The sequence below is a fragment of the Streptomyces taklimakanensis genome, assembly GCF_009709575.1.
Lineage (GTDB): Bacteria > Actinomycetota > Actinomycetes > Streptomycetales > Streptomycetaceae > Streptomyces > Streptomyces taklimakanensis.
The window spans coordinates 3,427,000-3,448,818 of the sequence record NZ_WIXO01000001.1 but is presented as its reverse complement, the minus strand read 5'-3'; the positions used below and the strand labels follow the sequence as shown (position 1 = coordinate 3,448,818).

Sequence of the window (21,819 nt, the reverse complement as noted above, 5' to 3'; positions counted from 1 at the left end):
AGCCAGGAACCCACAGCCAGGAGAGGGACGTGCCGACCGTGGCTCAGAGCACAGAGACCGACTGGGTCTCCCGCATCGCGGACGAGGTCATCGCCGAGGCGGAGCGCCGCGCCCCCGGCAAACCCGTCGTCTGCGCCTCGGGCCTGAGTCCTTCCGGCCCGATCCACCTCGGGAACCTCCGCGAGGTCATGGTGCCGCACCTCGTCGCCGACGAGATCAAGCGGCGCGGCGTGGCCTGCGAGCACATCCTGTCCTGGGACGACTACGACCGCTTCCGGAAGGTCCCGGCGGGCATCGACGGCGTCGACGCCTCGTGGTCCGAGCACATCGGCAAGCCGCTCACCTCCGTGCCCGCCCCGCCCGGCAGCGAACACCCCAACTGGGCCGAGCACTTCAAGGCCGCCATGGTGCGGGCGCTGGACGAGCTGGGCATCGAGGTGCGCGGCATCAGCCAGACGGAGATGTACACCTCCGGCGCCTACACCGAGCAGATCCTGTACGCCATGCGCGAGCGCGAGCGCATCGACGCCGTCCTGGACCGCTACCGCACCAAGGTGACGCCGGAGGGCCCCGCGGGCAGGACCGCGAAGAAGCAGGGCAAGCCCATGGACGACGCGGAGATCGAGGCCGCCGAGGGCTCGGGCGCCGCGGGCGAGGACGACGGCAGCGCGAGCGACGCCGGGTACTTCCCCTACAAGCCGTACTGCTCCGTCTGCGAGCGCGACCTGACGACGATCACCGCGTACGACGACGAGAGCACCGAGCTGACCTACGTGTGCCGGTGCGGCCACGAGGAGACGGTGCTGCTCTCCGAGCACCGCCGCGGCAAGCTGGTCTGGAAGGTCGACTGGCCGATGCGCTGGAAGTACGAGGGCGTGGTCTTCGAGCCCTCCGGCGTGGACCACCAGTCGCCCGGCTCGTCGTTCGTCGTCGGCGGGCAGTTGGTGAAGGAGATCTTCGACGGGCAGCAGCCGATCGGCCCGATGTACGCCTTCGTCGGCATCAGCGGCATGGCGAAGATGTCCAGCTCCAAGGGCGGGGTGCCCACCCCGGCCGACGCCCTGGAGATCATGGAGGCACCGCTGCTGCGCTGGCTGTACGCCCGCCGCAGGCCGAACCAGTCCTTCAAGGTCGCCTTCGACCAGGAGATCCAGCGGCTCTACGACGAGTGGGACGCGCTGGAGCGCAAGGTCGCCGACGGCACCGCGCAGCCCGCGGACGCCGCCGCGCACCGCCGCGCCACGTCCACCGCGACCGGCGAACTGCCCCGCACCCCGCACCCGCTGCCGTACCGCACCCTGGCCTCGGTGGTGGACATCACCACCGGGGACGAGGAGCAGACCCTGCGCATCCTGGGCGAGCTGGACCCGGAGAACCCGGTCCGCTCCCTGGCCGAGACGCGTCCGCGGCTGGACCGCGCGCAGCGGTGGGTCACCACCCAGGTCCCGGCCGAGCAGCGCACCCGGGTGCGCGAGGAGCCGGACACCGAACTGCTGTCCTCCCTCGACGACGACGCACGCGAGTCGCTGCGGCTGCTGCTGGACGGGCTGGACGAACACTGGTCGCTGGACGGGCTGACCACGCTCGTCTACGGGGTGCCCAAGGTACGGGCCGGTCTGACGCCGGACGCCAAGCCGACGCCGGAGTTGAAGGTCGCCCAGCGCGCCTTCTTCGCCCTGCTCTACAGGCTCCTGGTGGGACGGGACACCGGCCCGCGGCTGCCCACCCTGCTGCTCGCGGTGGGCGCCGACCGGGTCCGCAAGCTGCTGGGCGCGTAGCGGCGCCCCCGTGCCGGACGGGTCCGGCGGGCCGTCAGCCCGCCAGGCCCGTCCGGTACCGGTCCTTGAACTCGTGCACGTACGGGCGGAGGTAGGACTCGCTGAGGGGTCCGCCGCCGGCGTCCCTGATGCCGTCCTCCTGGAGCGTCAGGGCGAGTTGCTGGGGGTTGGGGAACTCCCCCTTCTCCACGATGTACCTGTGGTAGGCCCGGTAGTAGGCGTCCTCACGGGGCATCCCGTCCGGTATGCCGACGGGTTCGTCGGCCACTTCCCCCTCCGGCTCCGGCCGGGTCGTGCGCTGCGCCGGTACGGGCGCGGTGCGGCCGTTCGACGGTGCCCCGCCCAACGGGCGGTGTCGCCCGTCCGGGTTGGCCGGGTCCCTCGGGATCGTGAGCCCGGTGTCGGGGGTTCCGTTGGGGGCGGGTCGTTTCCCGGGCGCCGCCTCCGGTACGGCCGCCTCCGCCGGCGCGGCCTCTCCGGCCCGCGCGGTCCGCCCGTCGACCGCCTCCCACGTGGAAGGCACCGGTCCGTACGCGGCCTTCCCCACGGCGGTCTCCACGGGCTTCTCCACGGCGGTCCCCACGGCTGACTCCACGGCGGTCCTCATCGCGGTGCCCTTCCCCTCGGCGGTGCGCCAGGACGGCGGCAGCAACTCGTGCCGTTCCGGGCCGGCCCCACCCGCGGCCGGCTCCCGTTCGGCCGGGTCCGCGTCCGAGGCCCCCTCCGGTCCGGGACCCGCCGCCTCCACCGCGAGTGCCGCGGGCACCGCTGCGGCCGCCGCTGCGGCCGCCGTCGCGGACGGTTCGGCCGCACCGCCCACCGACGGGACGAGCTTGGGTTCGATGCCGGCGGCCGCCAGTCCGGCCGGGGCGGTCTCCGACAGCGGCACCCCGTACCGCGCCAGCCGCAGCGGCATCAGCGCCTCCACCGGCGCCCGCCGCTTCCAGCCGCGCCCGTAGCGGGCCCGCAGCCGTGCCTCGTAGATCAGCCGGTCCTGCTCCATACGGATCACCTGGTCGTAGGAGCGCAGCTCCCACAGCTTCATCCGACGCCACAGTCGGAAGGTGGAGGGGAAGGCCAGCAGCCAGCGGGAGATCCGCACGCCCTCCATGTGCCGGTCGGCGGTGATGTCGGCGATCCGGCCGACCGCGTGGCGGGCGGCCTCGACGGCCACGACGAACAGCACCGGGATCACCGCGTGCATCCCCACGCCCAGCGGGTCCGGCCAGGCGGCGGCGCCGTTGAAGGCGATGGTGGCGGCCGTCAGCAGCCAGGCGGTCTGCCGCAGCAGCGGGAAGGGGATGCGGATCCAGGTCAGCAGCAGGTCCAGGGCCAGCAGCACCACGATCCCGGCGTCGATGCCGATGGGGAAGAACGGCGCGAAGCCTCCGAAACCTTTCTTCTCGGCGAGGTCGCGGACGGCGGCGTACGACCCGGCGAAACCGATCGCCGCGATCACCACCGCCCCGGCCACGACCACGCCGACGAGTATGCGGTGAGTCCGTGTCAGTTGCACTGCTGTGTCCTCGCGAGGTCGTCGAGTGGATGCCCCGCCGGGGACGGGGCCGGGGTGGAGCGGGCCGGGCCGGGGTCGTGCCGGGGAGCCGAAGGGAACGCGGGGTGGGGGAGGCGGTGGAAGGGGGTCCTTCCCGCCGCCGGGCGGCCGTTATCCGACGACCTTCACCGCGTCCTTGGCGGCCTTCACCGCGCCCTCGCGGATGTCCTCGGCCTTCGGCGTCCCGCCCTTCTCCAGGCCGGCGCCCTCGTAGTCCACGACCACCACGACGTTGCCGGTGACGGCGACGATCCGCTGCTCGCGGTAGTCCACGGTCTCCTTCCCGTTCTTCCTCTTCGTCTCGAAGGATATGGCCGTCGCCTGGTCCCCCACCCCGTCCAGCGGGGCGTTCTCGACCTTCTCGTTCTCCTTGTCCTCGCCGATCGCCGCCACCTGCCGGCCGGCGTGCTCGGCGGCCCGCTCGGCGCCGCTGCCGAGGGTGAGGTCGGAGTCGAACCGCTTGAGGGAGACGGTGAGCGTGCGGTGCTGGTAGCCGTCCAGGCCGGTCCACAGGCAGGTGCCGTAGCCGTCGGCGTCCTTGGACCCCAGGTTCTTGCCGGACTCCTCGGCCTTGGGGACCACGTCCTTGATCGTGTCCTTGGAGAGCGTCTTGCAGGGGTCGGGCAGTTCGGTGAACTTCACCGGAGCCGGGCTCGGGGGCGCGCTGGAGGTGGAGGTCGAGGCCGAGGGCTCGGCCCGCTCCTTGTCGCCGGAGTCGGAGGAACATCCCGCCACCAGCAGCATGGGCACGGCGGCGCAGGCGAGCGTACGGATGGCTGTGCGCGTGGCGTTACGGTGCATGGTTCCTTCGCTTCCGATGTGCTGGGCGACCGCGGCACGCCCTGCCGGACTGCCGGACGGCACGGTACGCCACCGGGGGGACGACACCGCAGAAGCCTAGGACGGTCGCGGAACCGGTCGGGCGGCACCACGGCGGGGTGTGTCCGGTCTCTCAGCGCCGCCGCGGGGCCTCGCGCCCGGAGGTTTCCGGACGCGGCCGGCCCGTTCCTCAGTCCTCGAACTCCCTGACGAGCCGCTCGGCCAGTTTCCGGGTCTTCTCCTGGAGTTCGGCGCTGTCGGGCAGCCTTCGCCGGTCCGTCACCCACTGCTCGTACTCGATGGTGACGATGACGTTTCCGGTGCGGAGGACCAAGGTGATGTCGCGGTGGACGCCCGCGTCGGCGGTCACCAGCTCGTCGTCGATGTACGCGGCGTCCCCGAGGCCCTCCAGGGGACGCGGTGCCGTCTCGGCGGCGGGGGTGGACGGTCGGGTCGCGACGCCCGGCTCGTCGGGCTCTCCGCTCCCCTCGTCCTCGCCGGAGGGACTCCCGGCCCCCTCCGGCGCCCCGGATTCCCCGCCGGTCGCGGGCCTCCCGGTCTCCCCCGGCCCCTCGCTTCCGGCCGGTTCCGCGTCGCCGTCCTCGGTGTCCGGTCCGTCCTCGGTGTCCGGTCCGTCCTCGGCGTCCGGGGCCGCGGTCGGGATGCCCGCCTCCAGGGCCATGTCCTCGTAGAGCAGCTCGGCCCGCTTGTCGTCGCTGACGGACGGGTCGTAGGAGACGACCCGCTCGAAGTCGACCAGGAGGTGGCGGCTTCCCAGGCCGGTCGAGCTCTTCCAGCGGCAGCCCACCCGACGGTCGTTGTCGTAGGTGACCGTCTGCTCGCCCTCGTACGCCTCCGGGACCCCACCGTCGCCCTCCGCGGCGGGGGAACGGTTCTCCGCTCCGGGCAGCATCGCCTTCAGGACGTCCGTGCCCACCGCGCCGCAGGGTTCGGGCAGGTTCCGGTGGGTGCCGGGCGGCGCGGTGGCCGCCTCGGCGCTGACCGCGCCGGGTTTGCTGTCGGAGGCGGCACCGCCCTCGCCGGTGCCGCCCGTGCAGCCGACGGCCCCTACGGCCAGCACGACGGCGATCGCCGCGCCGGTGGCGTACGCCTTCCGCTGCACTGCCGCCCAACTCCCTCGTCCGTGGGAACGCTCGAAAACACGTTGCCGCCACACGAAGGCAGCGGAACACAATGTCTACCGCACGATGCCCACGGTCCGCTCCGCGGGACCTCCATACGGTGGGGCATCTGCAGTATTACGTCCGTCTTCTGTGGATGGACACACGCGGCAGGAGCCCACTGTGCCCGCGAGTGGGCGCGCCGTTCCCACACGTCTTCCGAGGGGGATGAACGAACGTGTCCTACACCGAGGTTCCCGGAGCCCGGGTCCCGATCCGCATGTGGGCCGATCCGGCGACCGTCGAGGACGGGGCGATGCGCCAGCTCCACAACGTCTCCACGCTCCCGTGGATCGAGGGGCTGGCCGTGATGCCGGACGTCCACTACGGCAAGGGCGCGACGGTCGGCTCGGTGATCGCCATGCGCGGCGCGGTCTGCCCGGCCGCGGTCGGCGTGGACATCGGCTGCGGCATGTCGGCGGTACGCACCTCCCTGACCGCGAACGACCTGCCCGGCGACCTCTCCCGGCTGCGCTCGCGGATCGAGCGGGCCATCCCGGTCGGCTTCGCCCTGCACGACGATCCGGTGGCCCCGGGCCGCCTGCACGGCGTCCCCGGCGCCGGCTGGGACGACTTCTGGTCCCGCTTCGACGGCCTCGCCGAGGAGGTCCGGTTCCGCCGGGAACGGGCCGCGCGGCAGATGGGGACCCTCGGCGGCGGCAACCACTTCGTCGAGGTCTGCCTGGACGAGGACGGCGCCGTCTGGCTGATGCTGCACTCCGGCTCGCGCAACATCGGCAAGGAACTCGCCGAGCACCACATCGGCGTGGCCCGGAAACTGCCGCACAACCGGGACCTGGTCGACCGCGACCTCGCCGTCTTCACCGCCGACACACCCCAGATGGCGGCGTACCGCAACGACCTGTTCTGGGCGCAGGAGTACGCCAGGCGCAACCGTGCGGTCATGATGGCGCTGCTGAAGGACGTGGTCCGCAAGGAGTTCAAGAAGGCCCGGCCCACCTTCGAGCCCGTCATCTCCTGCCACCACAACTACGTCGCGGAGGAGCGCTACGACGGCGTGGACCTGCTGGTCACCCGCAAGGGCGCGATCCGCGCGGGCAGCGGCGAGTACGGCATCATCCCCGGCTCGATGGGCACGGGCTCGTACATCGTCAAGGGGCTGGGCAACGCCGCGGCCTTCAACTCCGCCTCCCACGGCGCGGGGCGGCGGATGAGCCGCAACGCGGCGAAGAGGCGGTTCACGGCGCGGGACCTGGCCGAACAGACCCGCGGCGTGGAGTGCCGCAAGGACTCCGGCGTGGTGGACGAGATCCCGGCCGCCTACAAGCCGATCGAGCAGGTCCTCGACCGGCAGCGCGACCTGGTCGAGGTGGTGGCGAAGCTGCGGCAGGTCGTCTGTGTCAAGGGCTGACGCGGCCGCGCGGTACGACGCCGTGTCCGGGGCCGCGTCCCGGGCCGTGTCCGGGGCCGGGCGCGGCCCCGGACACGGCCCGGCGGCTCAGGACAGCCGCCGGGCCACCTCGGTCGCCCAGTAGGTCAGGATCATGTTCGCGCCCGCGCGCTTGATGCCCGTCAGCGTCTCCATGATCGCCCGGTCCCGCTCGATCCAGCCGCGCTCCGCCGCGGCCTCGACCATCGCGTACTCACCGGAGATCTGGTAGGCGGCGACGGGGACGTCCACGGCGTCCGCCACCCGGCGCAGCACGTCCAGGTACGGCAGCGCGGGCTTGACCATCACCATGTCCGCGCCCTCGGCGAGGTCGAGCGCGAGCTCGCGCATCGACTCGCGTCCGTTGGCCGGGTCCTGCTGGTAGGTCTTGCGGTCGCCCGTCAGCGAGGACCCCACGGCCTCGCGGAAGGGCCCGTAGAACGCGGAGGCGTACTTGGCGGTGTAGGCGAGCAGCGACACGTCCTGGTGCCCGGCCTCGTCCAGGGCGCGGCGGACGAAGGCGACCTGGCCGTCCATCATCCCGCTGGGCCCCAGCACATGCGCGCCCGCCTCCGCCTGGACGCACGCCATCTCCGCGTACCGCTCCAGGGTGGCGTCGTTGTCCACCCGGCCGCGCTCGTCCAGGACGCCGCAGTGGCCGTGGTCGGTGAACTCGTCCAGGCACAGGTCGGACATGACGACCAGGTCGTCGCCGACCTCGGCGCGCACGTCGCGCAGCGCCACCTGGAGGATGCCGTCCGGGTCGGTGCCGGGGGATCCGACGGCGTCCTTCTTGTCCTCCTCCGGCACGCCGAAGATCATGATCCCGCCCACGCCCGCCGCCACCGCGTCGGCCGCGGCCTTGCGCAGGGTCTCGCGCGTGTGCTGGTACACGCCGGGCATGGAGGAGATCTCCACCGGCTCGGTGATGCCCTCCCGCACGAAGACGGGGAGGATCAGCTCGGCCGGGTGGAGCCGGTGCTCGGCGACCATGCGGCGCATGGCCGGGGTGGTGCGCAGCCTCCGGGGGCGCACCACGGGGAAGTCCCCGTACGCGCCCCCGCGCGCACCACCGCCGTACGTTCCGCCGTACGCGCCGTTGTCGATCGTCACGATGTCCTGGCCCTCCTCCTGGTCGGCCGCTTCTCGCTCGGCCGCTGCACCGCCTCGCCGGCCTCGATCGCGGCGGCCCGGCGCTTGGCGCCGAACTCCGCCAGCGCCTCGGCCAGCTTGTGCACCGACGGTTCGGGCGCCATGACGTCCACGCGCAGGCCGTGCTCCTCGGCCGTCTTCGCCGTCGCCGGACCGATGCAGGCGATCACCGTCACGTTGTGCGGCTTGCCCGCGATGCCGACGAGGTTCCGCACGGTGCTCGACGAGGTGAACAGCACCGCGTCGAACCCGCCGCCCTTGATCGCCTCGCGCGTCGGGGCCGGTGGCGGCGAGGCGCGCACCGTCCGGTAGGCGGTGACGTCGTCGACCTCCCAGCCCAGCTCGATCAGGCCGGCCACCAGCGTCTCGGTGGCGATGTCGGCGCGCGGCAGGAAGACCCGGTCGATCGGGTCGAAGACCGGGTCGTAGGGCGGCCAGTCCTCCAGCAGCCCGGCCGCGGACTGCTCGCCGCTGGGCACCAGGTCCGGCTTCACGCCGAACTCCACCAGCGCCCTGGCCGTCTGCTCGCCGACGGCGGCGACCTTGATCCCGGCGAAGGCGCGGGCGTCCAGGCCGTACTCCTCGAACTTCTCGCGCACCGCCTTGACCGCGTTGACCGAGGTGAAGGCGATCCACTCGTAGCGGCCGGTGACCAGGCCCTTGACCGCGCGCTCCATCTGCTGCGGGGTGCGCGGCGGCTCCACGGCGATGGTGGGCACCTCGCTGGGCACCGCGCCGTAGGAGCGCAGTTGCTCCGAGAGCGAGGCGGCCTGCTCCTTGGTGCGCGGCACCAGCACCTGCCAGCCGAACAGCGGCTTGGACTCGAACCAGGCGAGCCGCTCGCGCTGCTCGGCGGCGCCGCGGTCACCGACCACGGCTATCGCGGGCCGCTCGCCGCCCGCCGAGGGCAGCACCTTGGCGGCCTTGAGGGTCTGGGCGATGGAGCCCAGCGTCGCCGTCCAGGTGCGCTGCCGGGTGGTGGTGCCGTCGATGGTGACGGTCAGCGGGGTGTCGGGCTTGCGGCCCGCCGTGACCAGCTCCGCGGCCGTGGCGGCGACCGACTCCAGGGTCGTGGAGACCACGAGGGTGGCGTCGCTGGCGCCCACCTCGTTCCACGCCCGCGGATCGGCGCTGCGCGCGTCGAGGAACCGTACGTCCGCGCCGTGGCCGTTGCGCAGCGGCACACCGGCGTAGGCGGGAACGCCCACGGCGGTGGCGATGCCCGGCACGACCTCGAAGGTGATGCCCTCCGAGGCGCAGGCGAGCATCTCGTCGGCGGCGTCGGCGTCCAGCCCGGGATCCCCGGCGACCGCACGGACGACCCGCTTGCCGCCCCGGGCGGCCCGCATGACAAGATTTACGGCATCGTCGGTACCCGCGGAGGCCGTTGACGCGTCGTCACCTGCTGCCTGGAGCGGGGTGTCGACACCTGCCCGCACGTGTGCCCGCACGACGTCGTACACCTGCGGGTCGGCGACCAGTACATCGGCCTGCGTCAGCGCCTCGACGGCGCGCAGCGTCAGCAGTCCCGGGTCTCCGGGCCCGGCACCGAGGAAGGTGACGTGCCCGTGGGTGCCGTACGAGTGATCGGTGGTGGGGCTCAATGTGCTCGCTCCCCCATCAGACCGGCCGCGCCCTTGGCGAGCATCTCGTCGGCGAGTTCGTTCCCCATGGCCTGGGCCGTGGAGAGTGCCTCGTCGACGGACGCCGGTACGTGGCCGGTGGTGGACAGCTGCACCAGCGTGGTGCCGTCGGTGGTGCCGACGACGCCGCGCAGGCGCAGTTCGGTGACATCCTGCCCTGCTCCCGGCATGTCGGCCAGTGCGCCGACGGGGGCGCTGCAGCCGGCCTCCAGAGCGGAGAGCAGGGTTCGCTCGGCGGTCACGGCGATCCGCGTGCGCGAGTCGTCGAGTTCGGCGAGCCGGTCTGCGAGGTCCGTGCGCGTCGCCGCGCACTCGACCGCCAGGGCTCCCTGGCCGGGGGCGGGCAACATCGTGTCGGGGTCGAGGAGCTCGGTGGCCTCCCCGATCCGCCCGGTGCGCCTCAGCCCGGCGGCGGCCAGGACGACCGCGTCCAGCTCGCCGGAGCGCACGTATCCGATGCGGGTGTCGATGTTGCCCCGGATCGGTACCGTCTCGATGTCCCTGCCGAGTGCGCGGGCCCAGGCGCCCAGCTGCGCCATGCGGCGCGGCGAGCCGGTTCCGACCCGCGCTCCGTCGGGCAACCGCTCGAAGGTGAGCCCGTCGCGGGCGACCAGCGCGTCGCGAGGGTCCTCGCGCTCGGGCACGGCCGCCAGCGCCAGCCGCTCCGGCTGCGCGGTGGGAAGGTCCTTGAGGGAGTGGACGGCGAGGTCGATCTCGCCGCCGAGCAGCGCGTCGCGCAGTGCGGAGACGAAGACCCCGGTGCCGCCGATCCGTGCCAGGTGCTCACGGGAGACATCGCCGAACGTGGTGATCTCCACCAGTTCGACGGGCCGCCCGGTGATCCGGCGGACCCGCTCGGCCACCTGACCGGACTGGGCGGTGGCGAGTTGGCTGCGGCGGGTGCCCAGCCTCAGTGGCCGGGCCGGGTTGGTGCTCATTGCCGCTCCTGTTCGGGGTTGCTTACGGCGGCGACGGTCTGTGGGTCCAGGTCGAACAGCTCGCGCAGCGCGTCGGCGTATCCGGCGCCGCCCGGCTCGCCGGCGAGTTGCTTGACGCGCACGGTCGGCGCGTGCAGCAACTTGTCGACGACCCGCCGTACGGTCTGGGTGATCTCGGCGCGCTGCCTGTCGTCGAGTCCGGGGAGGCGTCCGTCCAGACGGGCCATCTCCGCCGCGACGACATCGGCGGCCATGGTGCGCAGCGCGACCACGGTGGGGGTGATCCGCGCCGCCCGCTGGGCGGCTCCGAAAGCGGCCACCTCGTCGGTGACGATGCCCCGCACCTTGTCGACGTCCGCGGCCATGGGAGCGTCGGCCGACGCCTCGGCGAGCGACTCGATGTCCACCAACCGTACGCCTTCCAGGCGGTGCACGGCGGCGTCCACGTCACGGGGCATGGCCAGGTCGAGCAGCGCCAGGGGCGCGTCGTCCGCGGCACCGGAACCGGCGCGCGCGGCCACGGCGGCCTCGACGTCGCCGGCCGTCAGCACCAGGCCGGTGGCGCCGGTGCAGGAGACGACGACGTCGGCGTGCGGCAGTTCGTCGAGGATCTCGGCGGCGGGCACGGCGCGGGCGGCCGGTCCGTCGCCGGCGCCGCCGTCGAGACCGGCGGCCAGCCGGCGGGCGCGCTCCAGCGTCCTGTTGGCGATCACCAGTTCGGTCACGCCGGCGCGAGCCAGCACCGTGGCGGCCAGCGAGGACATCGAGCCGGCGCCGATCACCAGCGCCCGCTTGCCGCGCGTCCACGCCGCGACCGGGCGGTCGGCGGCGAGCTGCTCCAGACCGAAGGTGACCAGGGACTGTCCCGCCTTGTCGATGCCGGTCTCGCTGTGCGCCCGCTTGCCGACCCGCAGCGCCTGCTGGAACAGGTCGTTCAGCAGCCGCCCGGCGGTGTGCTGCTCCTGCGCGACGGCCAGCGCGTCCTTGATCTGCCCGAGGATCTGCCCCTCGCCGACGACCATCGAGTCCAGGCCGCAGGCCACCGAGAACAGGTGGTGGACGGCCCGGTCCTCGTAGTGGACGTACAGGTAGGGCGTCAGCTCCTCCAGGTCGACGCCGCTGTGCGCGGCGAGCAGGGACGACAGCTCGGCCACACCGGCGTGGAACTTGTCCACGTCGGCGTAGAGCTCGATGCGGTTGCAGGTGGACAGCACCGCCGCCTCCGCGGTGGGCTCGGCGCCCACCGCGTCCTGGAGGAGCTTGCCCCGTGCCTCGGGCGCCAGGGCGGCGCGCTCCAGCACGCTCACCGGCGCGCTGCGGTGGCTCAGTCCGACGACCAGCAGGCTCATGCGCACCTCCTGATGCGTTCGGGACGTCCCCCGCGGACGGCGGGGATGACGCGCGTCACACGGTCCGGGCCTCTCATGCGGGCATCACGGCGGGCACGTCCCCGTCGGGTCCCTGTTCGGTTCCGTCGTCGGTGCGACGGCGCACGGCGGCCGCGGGCGGCGCCGCGGGCGGGGTGGTGTCGACACCGCCCTCCCCCGCGGTGTCCTCGCCGGCCTTGCGCTGCTCGTGGAAGGCGAGGATCTGCAGCTCTATGGAGAGGTCGACCTTGCGCACGTCCACGCCGTCGGGCACGGACAGCACGGTCGGCGCGAAGTTGAGGATGGAGGTCACCCCGGCGGCGACGAGGCGGTCGCAGACCTGCTGGGCCGCTCCGGCGGGGGTGGCGATGACCCCGATCGACACGCCGTTCTCCTCGATGATCCGTTCGAGGTCGTCGGAGTGCTGCACGGGTATGCCCGCCACCGGCTTCCCCGCCATCGCCGGGTCCGCGTCGATCAGCGCGGCGACCCGGAAGCCGCGGGAGGCGAAGCCGCCGTAGTTGGCGAGCGCGGCGCCCAGGTTTCCGATGCCGACGATCACGACGGGCCAGTCCTGGGTCAGCCCCAGCTCGCGGGAGATCTGGTAGACGAGGTACTCGACGTCGTAGCCCACGCCGCGCGTGCCGTACGAGCCGAGGTAGGAGAAGTCCTTGCGGAGCTTGGCGGAGTTGACGCCGGCGGCGGCCGCCAGTTCCTCCGAGGAAACCGTGGGGACCGAGCGCTCGGAGAGCGTGGTGAGCGCCCGCAGGTACAGCGGAAGCCGAGCGACCGTGGCCTCGGGAATCCCTCGGCTCCGGGTCGCCGGTCGGTGTGCTCGGCCAGTTGCCACGGTGCTCCTGCCGTCTGAACGGAACGGTGAGCGGCCCTTTCGGACATTCACTGGACACATGTCCGGACCGCTCCGTCCCGCCCAGGCTATGTCTTTGTGAACGCGTGCACAAAGATGGTGTCCGTTTTGTCCGGCCAAAGTGACCGGCGCCACACGCGACACCGGGAACCGAACCGACCCCGGCGCCCTTCTCCCCCGGACGCTCCGCTCCGACCGGCCCGCGGTCGGAGCGGAGCGTCCGGGGAACGGTCAGGCACCCAACGCCGCCCGCAGCCGACCCGGGTCCACCCGCCAGAAGTCGTGCTGGGCGCCGTCCACCAGCACCACCGGGATCTGCTCCCAGTACCTGCGGTACAGCTCCTCGTCCCGCGTGATGTCCTTCTCCTCCCAGCGCGCGCCCACCTGGGCGCACACCTCGCTGATCACCTCACGCGCGTCGTCGCACAGGTGACAGCCGGGCTTGCCGATGAGAGTGACGGTCCTCATGACCGCCATTGTGCCGCTCACCGCGCCCCGCGGGTGCGGAGTCCGCCCGCGCCGGCCACCGCGGTCCCCGCCCGAGGGCGCCGCTGCGAGGACCCTGCCCCAAGCCCTGCCCCAGCCCCTGTTCCAGCCCCCCGTTCCAGGGGTCGCCCGGGGGCGTCCCTACCCCGTTGGCGCGGTCCCCGCCGCCTCGACACCCCTTCGTCACCGGAACGCTCCGTGTCACTGGTTATGCTCGCCGCATGGCCGGACTCGGATGGCTCCTCCCCCGCAGGCGTTCGGCGACGGCTCGCAGCGTTCTTGCAGGCGAGGCCGCCGCCGAGGCGGCGCGCAAGACCTCGCAGGCGGTCGACGAACTCGCCCCGGGAGAGCCCGGGAAACCGGCGGAACCGGAGTTCCCGGTCCGCGGGGACGCACAGGCCGCGGCCTTCTTCGACCTCGACAACACGATCATGCAGGGCGCGGCCCTGTTCCACTTCGGGCGCGGCCTGTACAAGAGGAAGTTCTTCGACAAGCGCGAACTCCTCCGCTTCGCCTGGCAGCAGGCGTACTTCCGGTTGGCCGGCTCGGAGAACGCCGAGCACATGCAGGACGCCCGGGACAGCGCGCTGTCCATCGTCAAGGGCCACCGGGTCTCGGAACTGATGGAGATCGGCGAGGAGATCTACGACGAGTACATGGCCGGTCGGATCTGGCCGGGCACCCGGGCGCTGGCCCAGGCCCACCTGGACGCCGGCCAGAAGGTGTGGCTGGTCACCGCCGCGCCCGTGGAGACCGCCACGATCATCGCCCGCCGCCTGGGGTTGACCGGCGCGCTGGGCACGGTCGCCGAGTCCGTCGACGGCGTCTACACCGGGCGCCTGGTCGGCGAGCCGCTGCACGGCCCCGCGAAGGCGGAGGCGGTACGCGCCCTGGCCGCCGCCGAGGACCTGGACCTCTCGCGCTGCGCGGCCTACAGCGACTCGGCCAACGACATCCCCATGCTCTCCCTCGTCGGCCATCCCTACGCCGTCAACCCCGACGGCAGGCTCCGCGCGCACGCCCGGGAGATGGGCTGGCGGCTGCGCGACTACCGGACCGGCCGCAAGGCCGCGAAGGTGGGCATCCCGGCCGCGGCGGGGGTCGGCGCGGTGGCGGGTGGCGCCGCGGCGGCCATGGCGATCCAGCGCCGCCGCCGCTGACCGCGTCCGCCCGGACCGCCCGGTTCCCCGCCGAACACCAGTCGGCCGTGGATCGGTCACAAAGTGACATCAACCGATCGGGTGAGCTGTCCCGTTCATCATCCGAACCGCCGCAAACACGTAACAGAGAAAACCTAAACGGCGATTTCGGCAACTAGGTGTAGCACAGCCTGTACGAAGCGTTATTCTCCTCAGACGCAATCCGGTGTCCACACGCCCTTGTCACGGGCGGACGGTCCCGCACTGCACGTGATGGAAGCTCTGCCTCTGGGAGTCCCGTGTACCCACACGTCGGGGTTGACGCCTCGGGCCTGGCTGCGCTGCGCACGATGGTCATCGACCGGCTGCGCACACTCGTCCCCGCCGCGCACGCCGTCCCCGCCCTCGCCGCACCTGTCCCCGCAGGCCCCGTCTACGCCCTGGCCGAGGGAGCCGCGGGAACCGCCGCGGTCGGCCGCCGGGCCCGCGCCCGCACGGCCTCGGGCACCACTCGCCGGCCGGCCGCGGACAGCGACAGCCGCCGCATGATGGACCTCGTCGAACGCGCCCAGGCCGGCGAGGCCGACGCCTTCGGATGCCTCTACGACCAGTACTGCGACACCGTCTACCGCTACATCTACTACCGCGTCGGCAGTCGCGCCACGGCCGAGGACCTCACCAGCGAGACGTTCCTGCGCGCCCTGCGCCGGATCGGCACCTTCACCTGGCAGGGGCGGGACTTCGGCGCCTGGCTGGTCACCATCGCGCGCAACCTCGTCGCGGACCACTTCAAGTCGAGCCGCTTCCGCCTGGAGGTCACCACCGGCGAGATGCTCGACGCCAACGAGGTGGAGCGCAGCCCGGAGGACTCCGTCCTGGAGTCCCTCTCCAACGCCTCCCTCCTGGACGCCGTGCGCAGGCTCAACCCGCAGCAGCAGGAGTGCGTCACCCTCCGTTTCCTCCAGGGCCTGTCCGTGGCGGAGACGGCCCGGATCATGGGGAAGAACGAGGGCGCGATCAAAACCCTCCAGTACCGGGCCGTACGGACACTGGCCCGGCTGCTCCCGGAGGACTCCCGGTGACGGTGGGTGATCGATCGATCTCCCCGGGTCAACCGGCCCGTCACATCATCCGCAGGGCGTAACTCCGGTGCTCGGCCGTCGTTGTGCGGTTTGCAGACTCCCCACGGCCTGCTGCGGGCGGACGGGCGGACACCACCGGCCGGCCGGCGCGGGCCGTACGACCTTCCAGTGGCGCGGGGAGTCGATCGTGCTGACGAGAGGAGGTGCCGCCCGTGATGGGAGCCGTATCGCCGAGCCGGCGGGCAAACGCCTTCGCCCAGGCCTTGGACGAACGCGGGTCCGAGGGTGCGGCGACCGACCGGTCCGGTGACTCCGCCGTCCCGGCCCCACCGGTCGTCCCGGCCGTTCCGGAGGCCCGGGACGGCCGGGACGGGGCGCCGGGGGAGACGGACGGCCAGAAGGAGTTGCTGACCCTGGCGGACAGGCTCGTGTCCCTGCCGAGGCCGACGCTGGCCCCCGACGTCAGGGCGGCGCAACGAGCCATGCTCCTCGCCGCCGTGGAGAACGGCGTCGCCGAGGAGGCCGAGGACGCCCGGATCCCCCGGCAGCGCTCCCGCCACACGGGCACCCGCCGGGCGGGCCGGCTGAGCGGGCTCCGCCCCCGGACGCGCCTCACCAAAGGGCTCGCGGCGGGCGGTCTGAGCGTCGGCGTCGCGGCGGGCGCCTTCACCGGGGCCGCCGTGGCCAGCACCGACGCCCTCCCCGGCGACACCCTCTACGGCCTGAAGCTGGGCATGGAGGATCTCAGCCTCGGCATGGCCGACGACGACGCCGACCGCGGCCGGGTCCTCCTGGACCACGCGTCGACGCGGTTGAACGAGGCTCGCCGGCTGCTGGAACGCGGCCGGGCGGGGGATCTGGACCACGAGTCCCTCGGGGACATCCGCAGGACGCTCTCCCTCATGCGGGAGGACGTCTCCGAGGGCCACCGACTGCTCAGCAGGGTGTACGAACGCGAGGGCGCCATCGATCCGATGCGCTCCCTGTCCTCCTTCTCCCGGGCGCACGGCGCCGTCTGGGACAGGGTGCGCGCGAGCCTCCCCGTCCAGCTCTCGGACGTGGGGAACGAGGTCAGCTCGGTCTTCGCCGCCATAGAGGAGGACGTCACCCCGCTGCGGTCCCTGCTGGAGCCCGAGCCGGAGGAGGGCGTCGAGTCCCCCGGCGACGGGGCCGGCGACGAGGGCCGCACGGGGGACGGGCGCACGGCCCGGCCGTCGTCGCCCACGGCGAGCGGTGAGGAGACGGCGCGGGAGGACGGGCGCGGTGACGGCGACGTTCCCACCCCCTCCGGCTCCGGCACCGCCGAGAAGCCGGGGATCCTCCCCGAACCCGGCGACCTGTTGAACCCGCCGCGGGAGGAGCGCGACTCCCCCTCCGCGCCCGCCGACGACGCTCCCGGGCTCCCCGAACCCGACATCACCATCCCGCCGCTCCTGCCGGACATCCTGCCGGGCCTGGGCGTCGACGCCGGCGACGGCGCCGACTGACGGACGGTCCACGAGCGGTCCACGGCACGTCGAGGGCGGTCGGTGTCCCCGAAGGACACCGACCGCCCTTCCGCGTCCGTCCCCGTGTCCCCGTGGTCCCGGGTGTGGCTCCGCGGCCGTACGGGGACCGTGCGACCTTCGGGGCGGCGCCCCCTCAGAAGAACACCGAGCGCCGCCGCACCAGCAGTTTGTAGAGCGTGTGCTGGATCGTCTCGCGGACCTGGTCGGTCAGGTTGAACATCAGCATCGGATCCTCGGCGGCCTCCGGCGGGTAGTCGTCCATCGGGACCGGCTCCCCGAACTGGATCGTCCACTTCGTCGGCAGCGGCAACATCCCCAGCGGCCCCAGCAAGGGGAAGGTGGGGGTGATCGGAAAGTACGGGAACCCCAGCAGCCGGGCCAGCGTCCTGGAGTTGCCGATCATCGGATGGATCTCCTCCGCTCCGACGATCGAACACGGCACGATCGGCACCCCCGCCCGCAGGGCCGTCGAGACGAAACCGCCCCGGCCGAACCGCTGGAGTTTGTACCGTTCCGAGAACGGCTTCCCCAGCCCCTTGAAGCCCTCCGGCATCACCCCGACGACCTCACCCCGTTCCAGTAGCCGCTGGGCGTCCTCGGAGCAGGCCAGGGTGTGTCCGGCCTTCCGGGCCAGTTCGTTGACGATCGGCAGCATGAAGACCAGGTCGGCCGCCAGCAACCGCAGGGCCCGCCGCGCCGGGTGGTGGTCGTGCACCGCCACCTGGAGCATCAGCGCGTCCCACGGCAGCGTCCCGGAGTGGTTGGCGACCACCAGCGCGCCGCCCTCGGTCGGGATGTTCTCGATGCCGAGCACCTCGACCCTGAAGTACTTCTCGTACAGCGGCCGCAGCAGCGAGACCAGCACCTGGTCGGTGAGTTCGGCGTCGTAGCCGAACTCGTCGACCTCGTAGTCGCCGGTGATCCGCCGCCGCAGGAACGCCAGACCGCTCGCGATCCTGCGGTCCCAGTCCCCGCGGTCGCCGCTCCCGCCGTGCTCGCGACCGTCCGGACCGCCATCCGCCACGCCGTGGTCCTCCCGCGTCTCCGGTGCCTCCCGCGTCTCCGACGCCTCCGGTACGGCCGTCAGCGGCGTCCGGCCGGCCCCCCGTGGCTCCCGCCCCGTTCCCTCCGACGGTCGGCCCTCGCCGTTCTCCGCGCGGCGCCGCCCGCCCGCGGGCCGTCCCTTCCCGGCCCGCTCCGGGCCGCCGCGCGACCGGTCGTCGTCGAAGGGAATGACCTTGGCGTCAGCCATGGCGGACGACCTCCTCAATGCGGTCGACGGCGTGTGAGAGCCTCTCCGGCGGCAACAGCCCGGGCCCGTGGCAGCGCGCGAAGTCGGCGAAGGTCCCGGCCGTGGTGTGCCGGGGTTCGAAGCCGAGGACCTCGCGCATCTGGACGGTCTCCACGGCCCTGCCGTGGGTCAGCAGCCGGATCTGCTCCGTCGAGAAGTCCGTGACCCCGACCGAGCGCAACACCGCACCGGTCCACCTCACGGCCGGCAGCAGCAGCGGCAGCGTCGGCTTCCCCAGCCGCCGCGCCGCCTGGGACAACAGCAGCACCCCGTCGCCGGCGATGTTGAACGTTCCCGCGTTGAGCGTCCCCCGCCGGGGCTCCCCCGCCGAGATCCGCAGCACCTCGATCACGTCGTCCTCGTGGACGAACTGCAACCGCGGGTCGTAGCCGAGAACGGTCGGCAGCACGGGCAGCTTGAAGTACTCCGCGAGCGGGGTGTCCGCGGTGGGGCCGAGGATGTTGGCGAAGCGCAGGACGGTGACGGCCACGTCGGGGCGGCGGCGGGCGAACCCGCGCACGTACCCCTCGACCTCCACGATGTCCTTGGTGAATCCCCCGCCGGGCAACGACTTGGCCGGGGTGGTCTCGTCGAAGACCCCCGGATCACGGGACGAGGAACCGTAGACGTTCGTGCTGGACTTCACCACCAGCCGCCGCACGGAGGGCGTCTTCTGACACGCCCCCAGAAGCTGCATCGTGCCGATGACGTTGGTCTCCTTGACGCCGGCCCGGCTGCCGGGCAGCAGTTGGAAGCCGCTGACGTCCAGGTGCACGACGGTGTCCACGCCGTACTCGGCCAGCAGTTCGGCGACGACCGGCTGTCGGATGTCGATCCGGACGAATTCGGCACCGCCCAGGTGGTGCGGGGGCTGTACGGCGTCCACCCCCACGACCCGGTCCACGTCGGGTTCGCGCAGCATCCGCCGCACGAAGCGTCCGCCGAGCTGCCTGGCGACACCGGTGACGAGCACGACCCTGCCCAACGGCTGCTCCCTTTCCACCGCGCGGTGGCCGGCGTACGGCCCGTCCGTCCGACGGTCCGACCCCGTCCTCTGTCCGACTGTCCGCCCTGCCCGCGAGAAGCCCGCGTCCGGGTCCGTCGATGGGCCCGGCCTCGGAGTTCCCCGCTCCACCGTTTCCACGCCACCGTACCGGGTGGTTTCGCATCGGACACGGAACGCCACCGCCCTCCCACCGACACAGCGGGGGGAGGGCGGTGATCAGTGTGCGGCGCGCCCGCTCACTTCTTGTTGCGGCGCTGAACGCGCGTGCGCTTGAGCAGCTTGCGGTGCTTCTTCTTGGCCATCCGCTTGCGCCGCTTCTTGATAACAGAGCCCACGACTTACCCTCGCTCACTTCGTCACTCGGTGCGGGGCGTCCGAGCCCACACGACCTACGTCGGCCCAGCCTACCCGCCCCCGAAGAGTACGTGTGACACGAGGGGCACACCAACGCTTCGTCCGACGGCTACGCGCTCTTCTCCGCCCCCACGTAGGATCCGCGGAGGTACTCGTGGACGGCCTGCTCCGGCACCCGGAAGGACCGCCCCACTCGGATCGCCGGCAGGTGACCGCTGTGCACCAGGCGGTACACGGTCATCTTGGACACACGCATCACCGAGGCGACCTCCGCCACGGTCAGGAACACGACCTCGTTCAGAGGCCTCTCGTCAGCAGCCATGTCACACCTGAACCTTCCGCACATGTCGGGCACCGGCTTCCCCTCCGGTGACTCCTGGTCGCATGCGCGCTCCATCCCCAGATTAGGGGCGGGTGATGCAAGGGGGGAAGAGGATGGTCAACGGCTCCCCAATGTGACAGGCGAGAACGATTGAGCACATATCGAGCAAGCGGAAGGTAGCGATCCGATAGCTCTCCGTCGTCCGACGGCACGGCCACGCGTACGCGCCCCGTCGCCTGCGCGACGGAAGCGGCGGGGCCCTCCGTGTCCCCCCGGCCCCATCGCCTCGATGCCCGGCTGACCTGCCCCACAGACCCGTGCGAGCCCCCGAACCCGCCCCCGGTACCGGTCATCCGGCGACGGCCGCGGCGCCGGACACCGTACGGACGCGGAACGGGGAGTGCGAGGGTGCGCCCGGCGCACCGGGGCCGACGCACGCTCCCTCCGCGTGGATCACCACGACTCCCCGTACGTACCGGAGCCGGTGGGGACGTACTCCGAACCGGGTCGTCATGTCGACACGTCCCCCCTGCGTCGATGTGAGGGCGACACGTCCCGCCGCCGACAGGGCCTCCGTCAAAGTACGGGGAAGTCCGGGAGCCGACGGGAACGCCCGGCGGCCCGACGACTCCCGACGGACCCCCACGGCCCGCCTCGGACACCCGTACGGCGCGGCGGGACCGACCCGGGCCGCGCGACTACGGCAACAGCCCGTGCGCCGGATACACCGCCCGCCGAGCGGCGAGCACCGCCTGGTCCAGGGCGCTCCCCGGGTCGTACCCCGCCTCCCACTCCGACCACGCGGGCCGGCGCCCGTCCGTCATCCGCCTCGGGGCGTCCTGCCGCGTACGCGCGTACACCCGCAGCCGCCAGTCCTCCGGGATCGGGGCTTCCGGGGCGATCGGCTCGCCCGCCGCGATCGCCACCAGGTGCGTCCAGGCGCGCGGCACGACGTCGACGACCGCGTAGCCTCCGCCACCGAGCGCCACCCAACGGCCCTCCGCGTACTCGTGTGCCCAGGCATGGCAGGCCTCGGCCGCCGCCCGCTGGGCGTCGACGGTCACCGCCAGGTGTGCGAGGGGATCCTCGATGTGGGTGTCCGCGCCGTGCTGAGTGACCAGCACCTGCGGCCGGAAGGCGCGCAGCAGCTCCGGGACCACCGCGTGCAGCGCCCTCAGCCAGCCGCCGTCGGAGGTGCCCGGAGGGAGTGCGACGTTCACCGCGCTGCCCTCCGCGCCCTCGCCGCCGGTCTCCTCGGGCCACCCGGTGCCCGGGAAGAGCGTGCGAGGGTGCTCGTGCAGCGACACCGTCAGCACCCGCGGATCGTCCCAGAAGGCGGCCTGGACCCCGTCGCCGTGGTGGACGTCCACGTCGACGTACGCGACCCGCTCGGCCCCCTGCTCCAGCAGCCTGGCAATGGCCAGCGAGGCGTCGTTGTAGACGCAGAAACCGGCAGCCGAGCCCGGCATCGCGTGGTGCAGCCCACCCGCGACGTTGACCCCGTGCAGCGCTTCCCCGCACCACACCGCCTCGGCGGCCGCGACCGACTGTCCCGCGATCAGTGCCGACGCCTCGTGCATGCCCGCGAACGCCGGATCGTCCTCGGTCCCGATGCCGTACGTGCCGTCGGCCGAACTGGGATCGGCCGAGATCCGCCGTACGGTGTCGATGTAGTCGGAGCGGTGCACCAGCCTCAGGACGGAGTCGTCCGCGGGTGGCCCGGCGACCACCTTCAGCCCGGAGGCACCGGGCAGTCCGAACGCCTCGACCAGTCTCATCGTCAGGTCCAGCCGCACCGGATCCATCGGGTGTCCGGCTCCGAAGTCGTAGCCGGTGACCGCCTCGTCCCACATCAACCGCGCGCCGCCGCTCATGCCCGCCACCGTATCGGGAGACACCCGGGACCGTACGGCCGCCCACACCACGACCCGGCGCCCCGG

20 protein-coding genes are annotated in these 21,819 nt (G+C 72.7%); 5 read left to right on the top strand and 15 right to left on the bottom strand.

Features of this window, described 5'->3' with window-relative positions; genetic code table 11:
* Positions 1-29 precede the first annotated feature (29 nt).
* Positions 30-1,778, top strand: coding sequence for a lysine--tRNA ligase (gene lysS / locus F0L17_RS15280; RefSeq protein ID WP_162466233.1), 1,749 nt, complete (start codon positions 30-32; stop codon positions 1,776-1,778).
* Positions 1,779-1,812: 34 nt separating this feature from the next.
* On the opposite strand, the gene F0L17_RS15275 is transcribed toward lysS, so the two are convergent.
* The 3 genes from F0L17_RS15275 to F0L17_RS15265 all read right to left on the bottom strand — a co-directional run bounded on the left by F0L17_RS15275 (position 1,813) and on the right by F0L17_RS15265 (position 5,275).
* On the bottom strand, positions 1,813-3,288 hold the full coding sequence (locus F0L17_RS15275) for a DUF2637 domain-containing protein (RefSeq protein WP_155073674.1): 1,476 nt from the start codon (positions 3,286-3,288) through the stop codon (positions 1,813-1,815).
* Between the two features lie 156 nt (positions 3,289-3,444).
* Entirely contained in the window at positions 3,445-4,134 is a 690-nt protein-coding gene (locus tag F0L17_RS15270) for a DUF3558 family protein (RefSeq protein WP_155071517.1), read from the bottom strand.
* 208 nt (positions 4,135-4,342) lie between these two features.
* Positions 4,343-5,275 carry a hypothetical protein gene (locus tag F0L17_RS15265; RefSeq protein WP_162466232.1) on the bottom strand — a complete coding sequence of 311 codons (933 nt, stop codon included), beginning with the start codon at positions 5,273-5,275 and terminating at the stop codon, positions 4,343-4,345.
* A gap of 236 nt (positions 5,276-5,511) precedes the next feature.
* On the opposite strand from F0L17_RS15265, the gene F0L17_RS15260 reads away from it, so the two are divergent.
* Positions 5,512-6,705 carry an RtcB family protein gene (locus F0L17_RS15260; RefSeq protein ID WP_162466231.1) on the top strand — a complete coding sequence of 398 codons (1,194 nt, stop codon included), beginning with the start codon at positions 5,512-5,514 and terminating at the stop codon, positions 6,703-6,705.
* Between the two features lie 87 nt (positions 6,706-6,792).
* Here the strand turns inward: F0L17_RS15260 and hemB are convergent, their stop codons facing one another.
* The 6 genes from hemB to F0L17_RS15230 form a co-directional block, all read right to left on the bottom strand.
* Positions 6,793-7,761, bottom strand: a complete 969-nt coding sequence (hemB, locus tag F0L17_RS15255; RefSeq protein ID WP_162466826.1) for a porphobilinogen synthase — start codon at positions 7,759-7,761, stop codon at positions 6,793-6,795.
* 71 nt (positions 7,762-7,832) lie between these two features.
* The gene (locus F0L17_RS15250; RefSeq protein ID WP_155071516.1) at positions 7,833-9,479 is read right to left on the bottom strand and encodes a bifunctional uroporphyrinogen-III C-methyltransferase/uroporphyrinogen-III synthase; all 1,647 of its coding nucleotides are present in this window, start codon (positions 9,477-9,479) and stop codon (positions 7,833-7,835) included.
* Positions 9,476-10,456 carry a hydroxymethylbilane synthase gene (gene hemC / locus F0L17_RS15245; protein ID WP_155071515.1) on the bottom strand — a complete coding sequence of 327 codons (981 nt, stop codon included), beginning with the start codon at positions 10,454-10,456 and terminating at the stop codon, positions 9,476-9,478. Before hemC ends, F0L17_RS15250 begins: the two co-directional genes overlap by 4 nt.
* Positions 10,453-11,805, bottom strand: a complete 1,353-nt coding sequence (locus tag F0L17_RS15240) for a glutamyl-tRNA reductase (RefSeq protein WP_155071514.1) — start codon at positions 11,803-11,805, stop codon at positions 10,453-10,455. Before F0L17_RS15240 ends, hemC begins: the two co-directional genes overlap by 4 nt.
* 73 nt (positions 11,806-11,878) lie before the next feature.
* Complete coding sequence (locus tag F0L17_RS15235; RefSeq protein WP_162466230.1) at positions 11,879-12,673, bottom strand: redox-sensing transcriptional repressor Rex; 795 nt, start codon at positions 12,671-12,673, stop codon at positions 11,879-11,881.
* A 249-nt stretch (positions 12,674-12,922) separates the two neighbouring features.
* Positions 12,923-13,168, bottom strand: a complete 246-nt coding sequence (locus tag F0L17_RS15230) for a glutaredoxin family protein (protein ID WP_155071512.1) — start codon at positions 13,166-13,168, stop codon at positions 12,923-12,925.
* 230 nt (positions 13,169-13,398) lie between these two features.
* On the opposite strand from F0L17_RS15230, the gene F0L17_RS15225 reads away from it, so the two are divergent.
* The 3 genes from F0L17_RS15225 (at position 13,399) to F0L17_RS15215 (ending at position 16,885) form a co-directional block, all read left to right on the top strand.
* The gene (locus F0L17_RS15225) at positions 13,399-14,337 is read left to right on the top strand and encodes an HAD family hydrolase (RefSeq protein WP_155071511.1); all 939 of its coding nucleotides are present in this window, start codon (positions 13,399-13,401) and stop codon (positions 14,335-14,337) included.
* A gap of 278 nt (positions 14,338-14,615) precedes the next feature.
* On the top strand, positions 14,616-15,398 hold the full coding sequence (locus F0L17_RS15220; RefSeq protein ID WP_162466229.1) for an ECF subfamily RNA polymerase sigma factor, BldN family: 783 nt from the start codon (positions 14,616-14,618) through the stop codon (positions 15,396-15,398).
* A 212-nt stretch (positions 15,399-15,610) separates the two neighbouring features.
* Positions 15,611-16,885 carry a DUF5667 domain-containing protein gene (locus F0L17_RS15215; RefSeq protein ID WP_162466228.1) on the top strand — a complete coding sequence of 425 codons (1,275 nt, stop codon included), beginning with the start codon at positions 15,611-15,613 and terminating at the stop codon, positions 16,883-16,885.
* Between the two features lie 154 nt (positions 16,886-17,039).
* On the opposite strand, the gene F0L17_RS15210 is transcribed toward F0L17_RS15215, so the two are convergent.
* The 6 genes from F0L17_RS15210 to F0L17_RS15185 all read right to left on the bottom strand — a co-directional run bounded on the left by F0L17_RS15210 (position 17,040) and on the right by F0L17_RS15185 (position 21,753).
* On the bottom strand, positions 17,040-18,158 hold the full coding sequence (locus F0L17_RS15210) for a lysophospholipid acyltransferase family protein (protein WP_155071509.1): 1,119 nt from the start codon (positions 18,156-18,158) through the stop codon (positions 17,040-17,042).
* Positions 18,151-19,182: an NAD-dependent epimerase/dehydratase family protein gene (locus tag F0L17_RS15205; protein WP_155071508.1), complete on the bottom strand. Its 1,032-nt coding sequence runs from the start codon at positions 19,180-19,182 to the stop codon at positions 18,151-18,153. Before F0L17_RS15205 ends, F0L17_RS15210 begins: the two co-directional genes overlap by 8 nt.
* Before the next feature lie 257 nt (positions 19,183-19,439).
* Positions 19,440-19,538 carry a 30S ribosomal protein bS22 gene (locus F0L17_RS15200; RefSeq protein ID WP_003948845.1) on the bottom strand — a complete coding sequence of 33 codons (99 nt, stop codon included), beginning with the start codon at positions 19,536-19,538 and terminating at the stop codon, positions 19,440-19,442.
* A gap of 128 nt (positions 19,539-19,666) precedes the next feature.
* On the bottom strand, positions 19,667-19,879 hold the full coding sequence (locus tag F0L17_RS15195; RefSeq protein WP_155071507.1) for a helix-turn-helix domain-containing protein: 213 nt from the start codon (positions 19,877-19,879) through the stop codon (positions 19,667-19,669).
* Positions 19,855-20,232, bottom strand: a complete 378-nt coding sequence (locus tag F0L17_RS28530; protein ID WP_155071506.1) for a phosphatase — start codon at positions 20,230-20,232, stop codon at positions 19,855-19,857. The genes F0L17_RS15195 and F0L17_RS28530 overlap by 25 nt, the downstream gene beginning before the upstream one ends.
* A 345-nt stretch (positions 20,233-20,577) precedes the next feature.
* Positions 20,578-21,753, bottom strand: a complete 1,176-nt coding sequence (locus F0L17_RS15185; protein WP_155071505.1) for an acetoin utilization protein AcuC — start codon at positions 21,751-21,753, stop codon at positions 20,578-20,580.
* Positions 21,754-21,819: the final 66 nt, after the last annotated feature.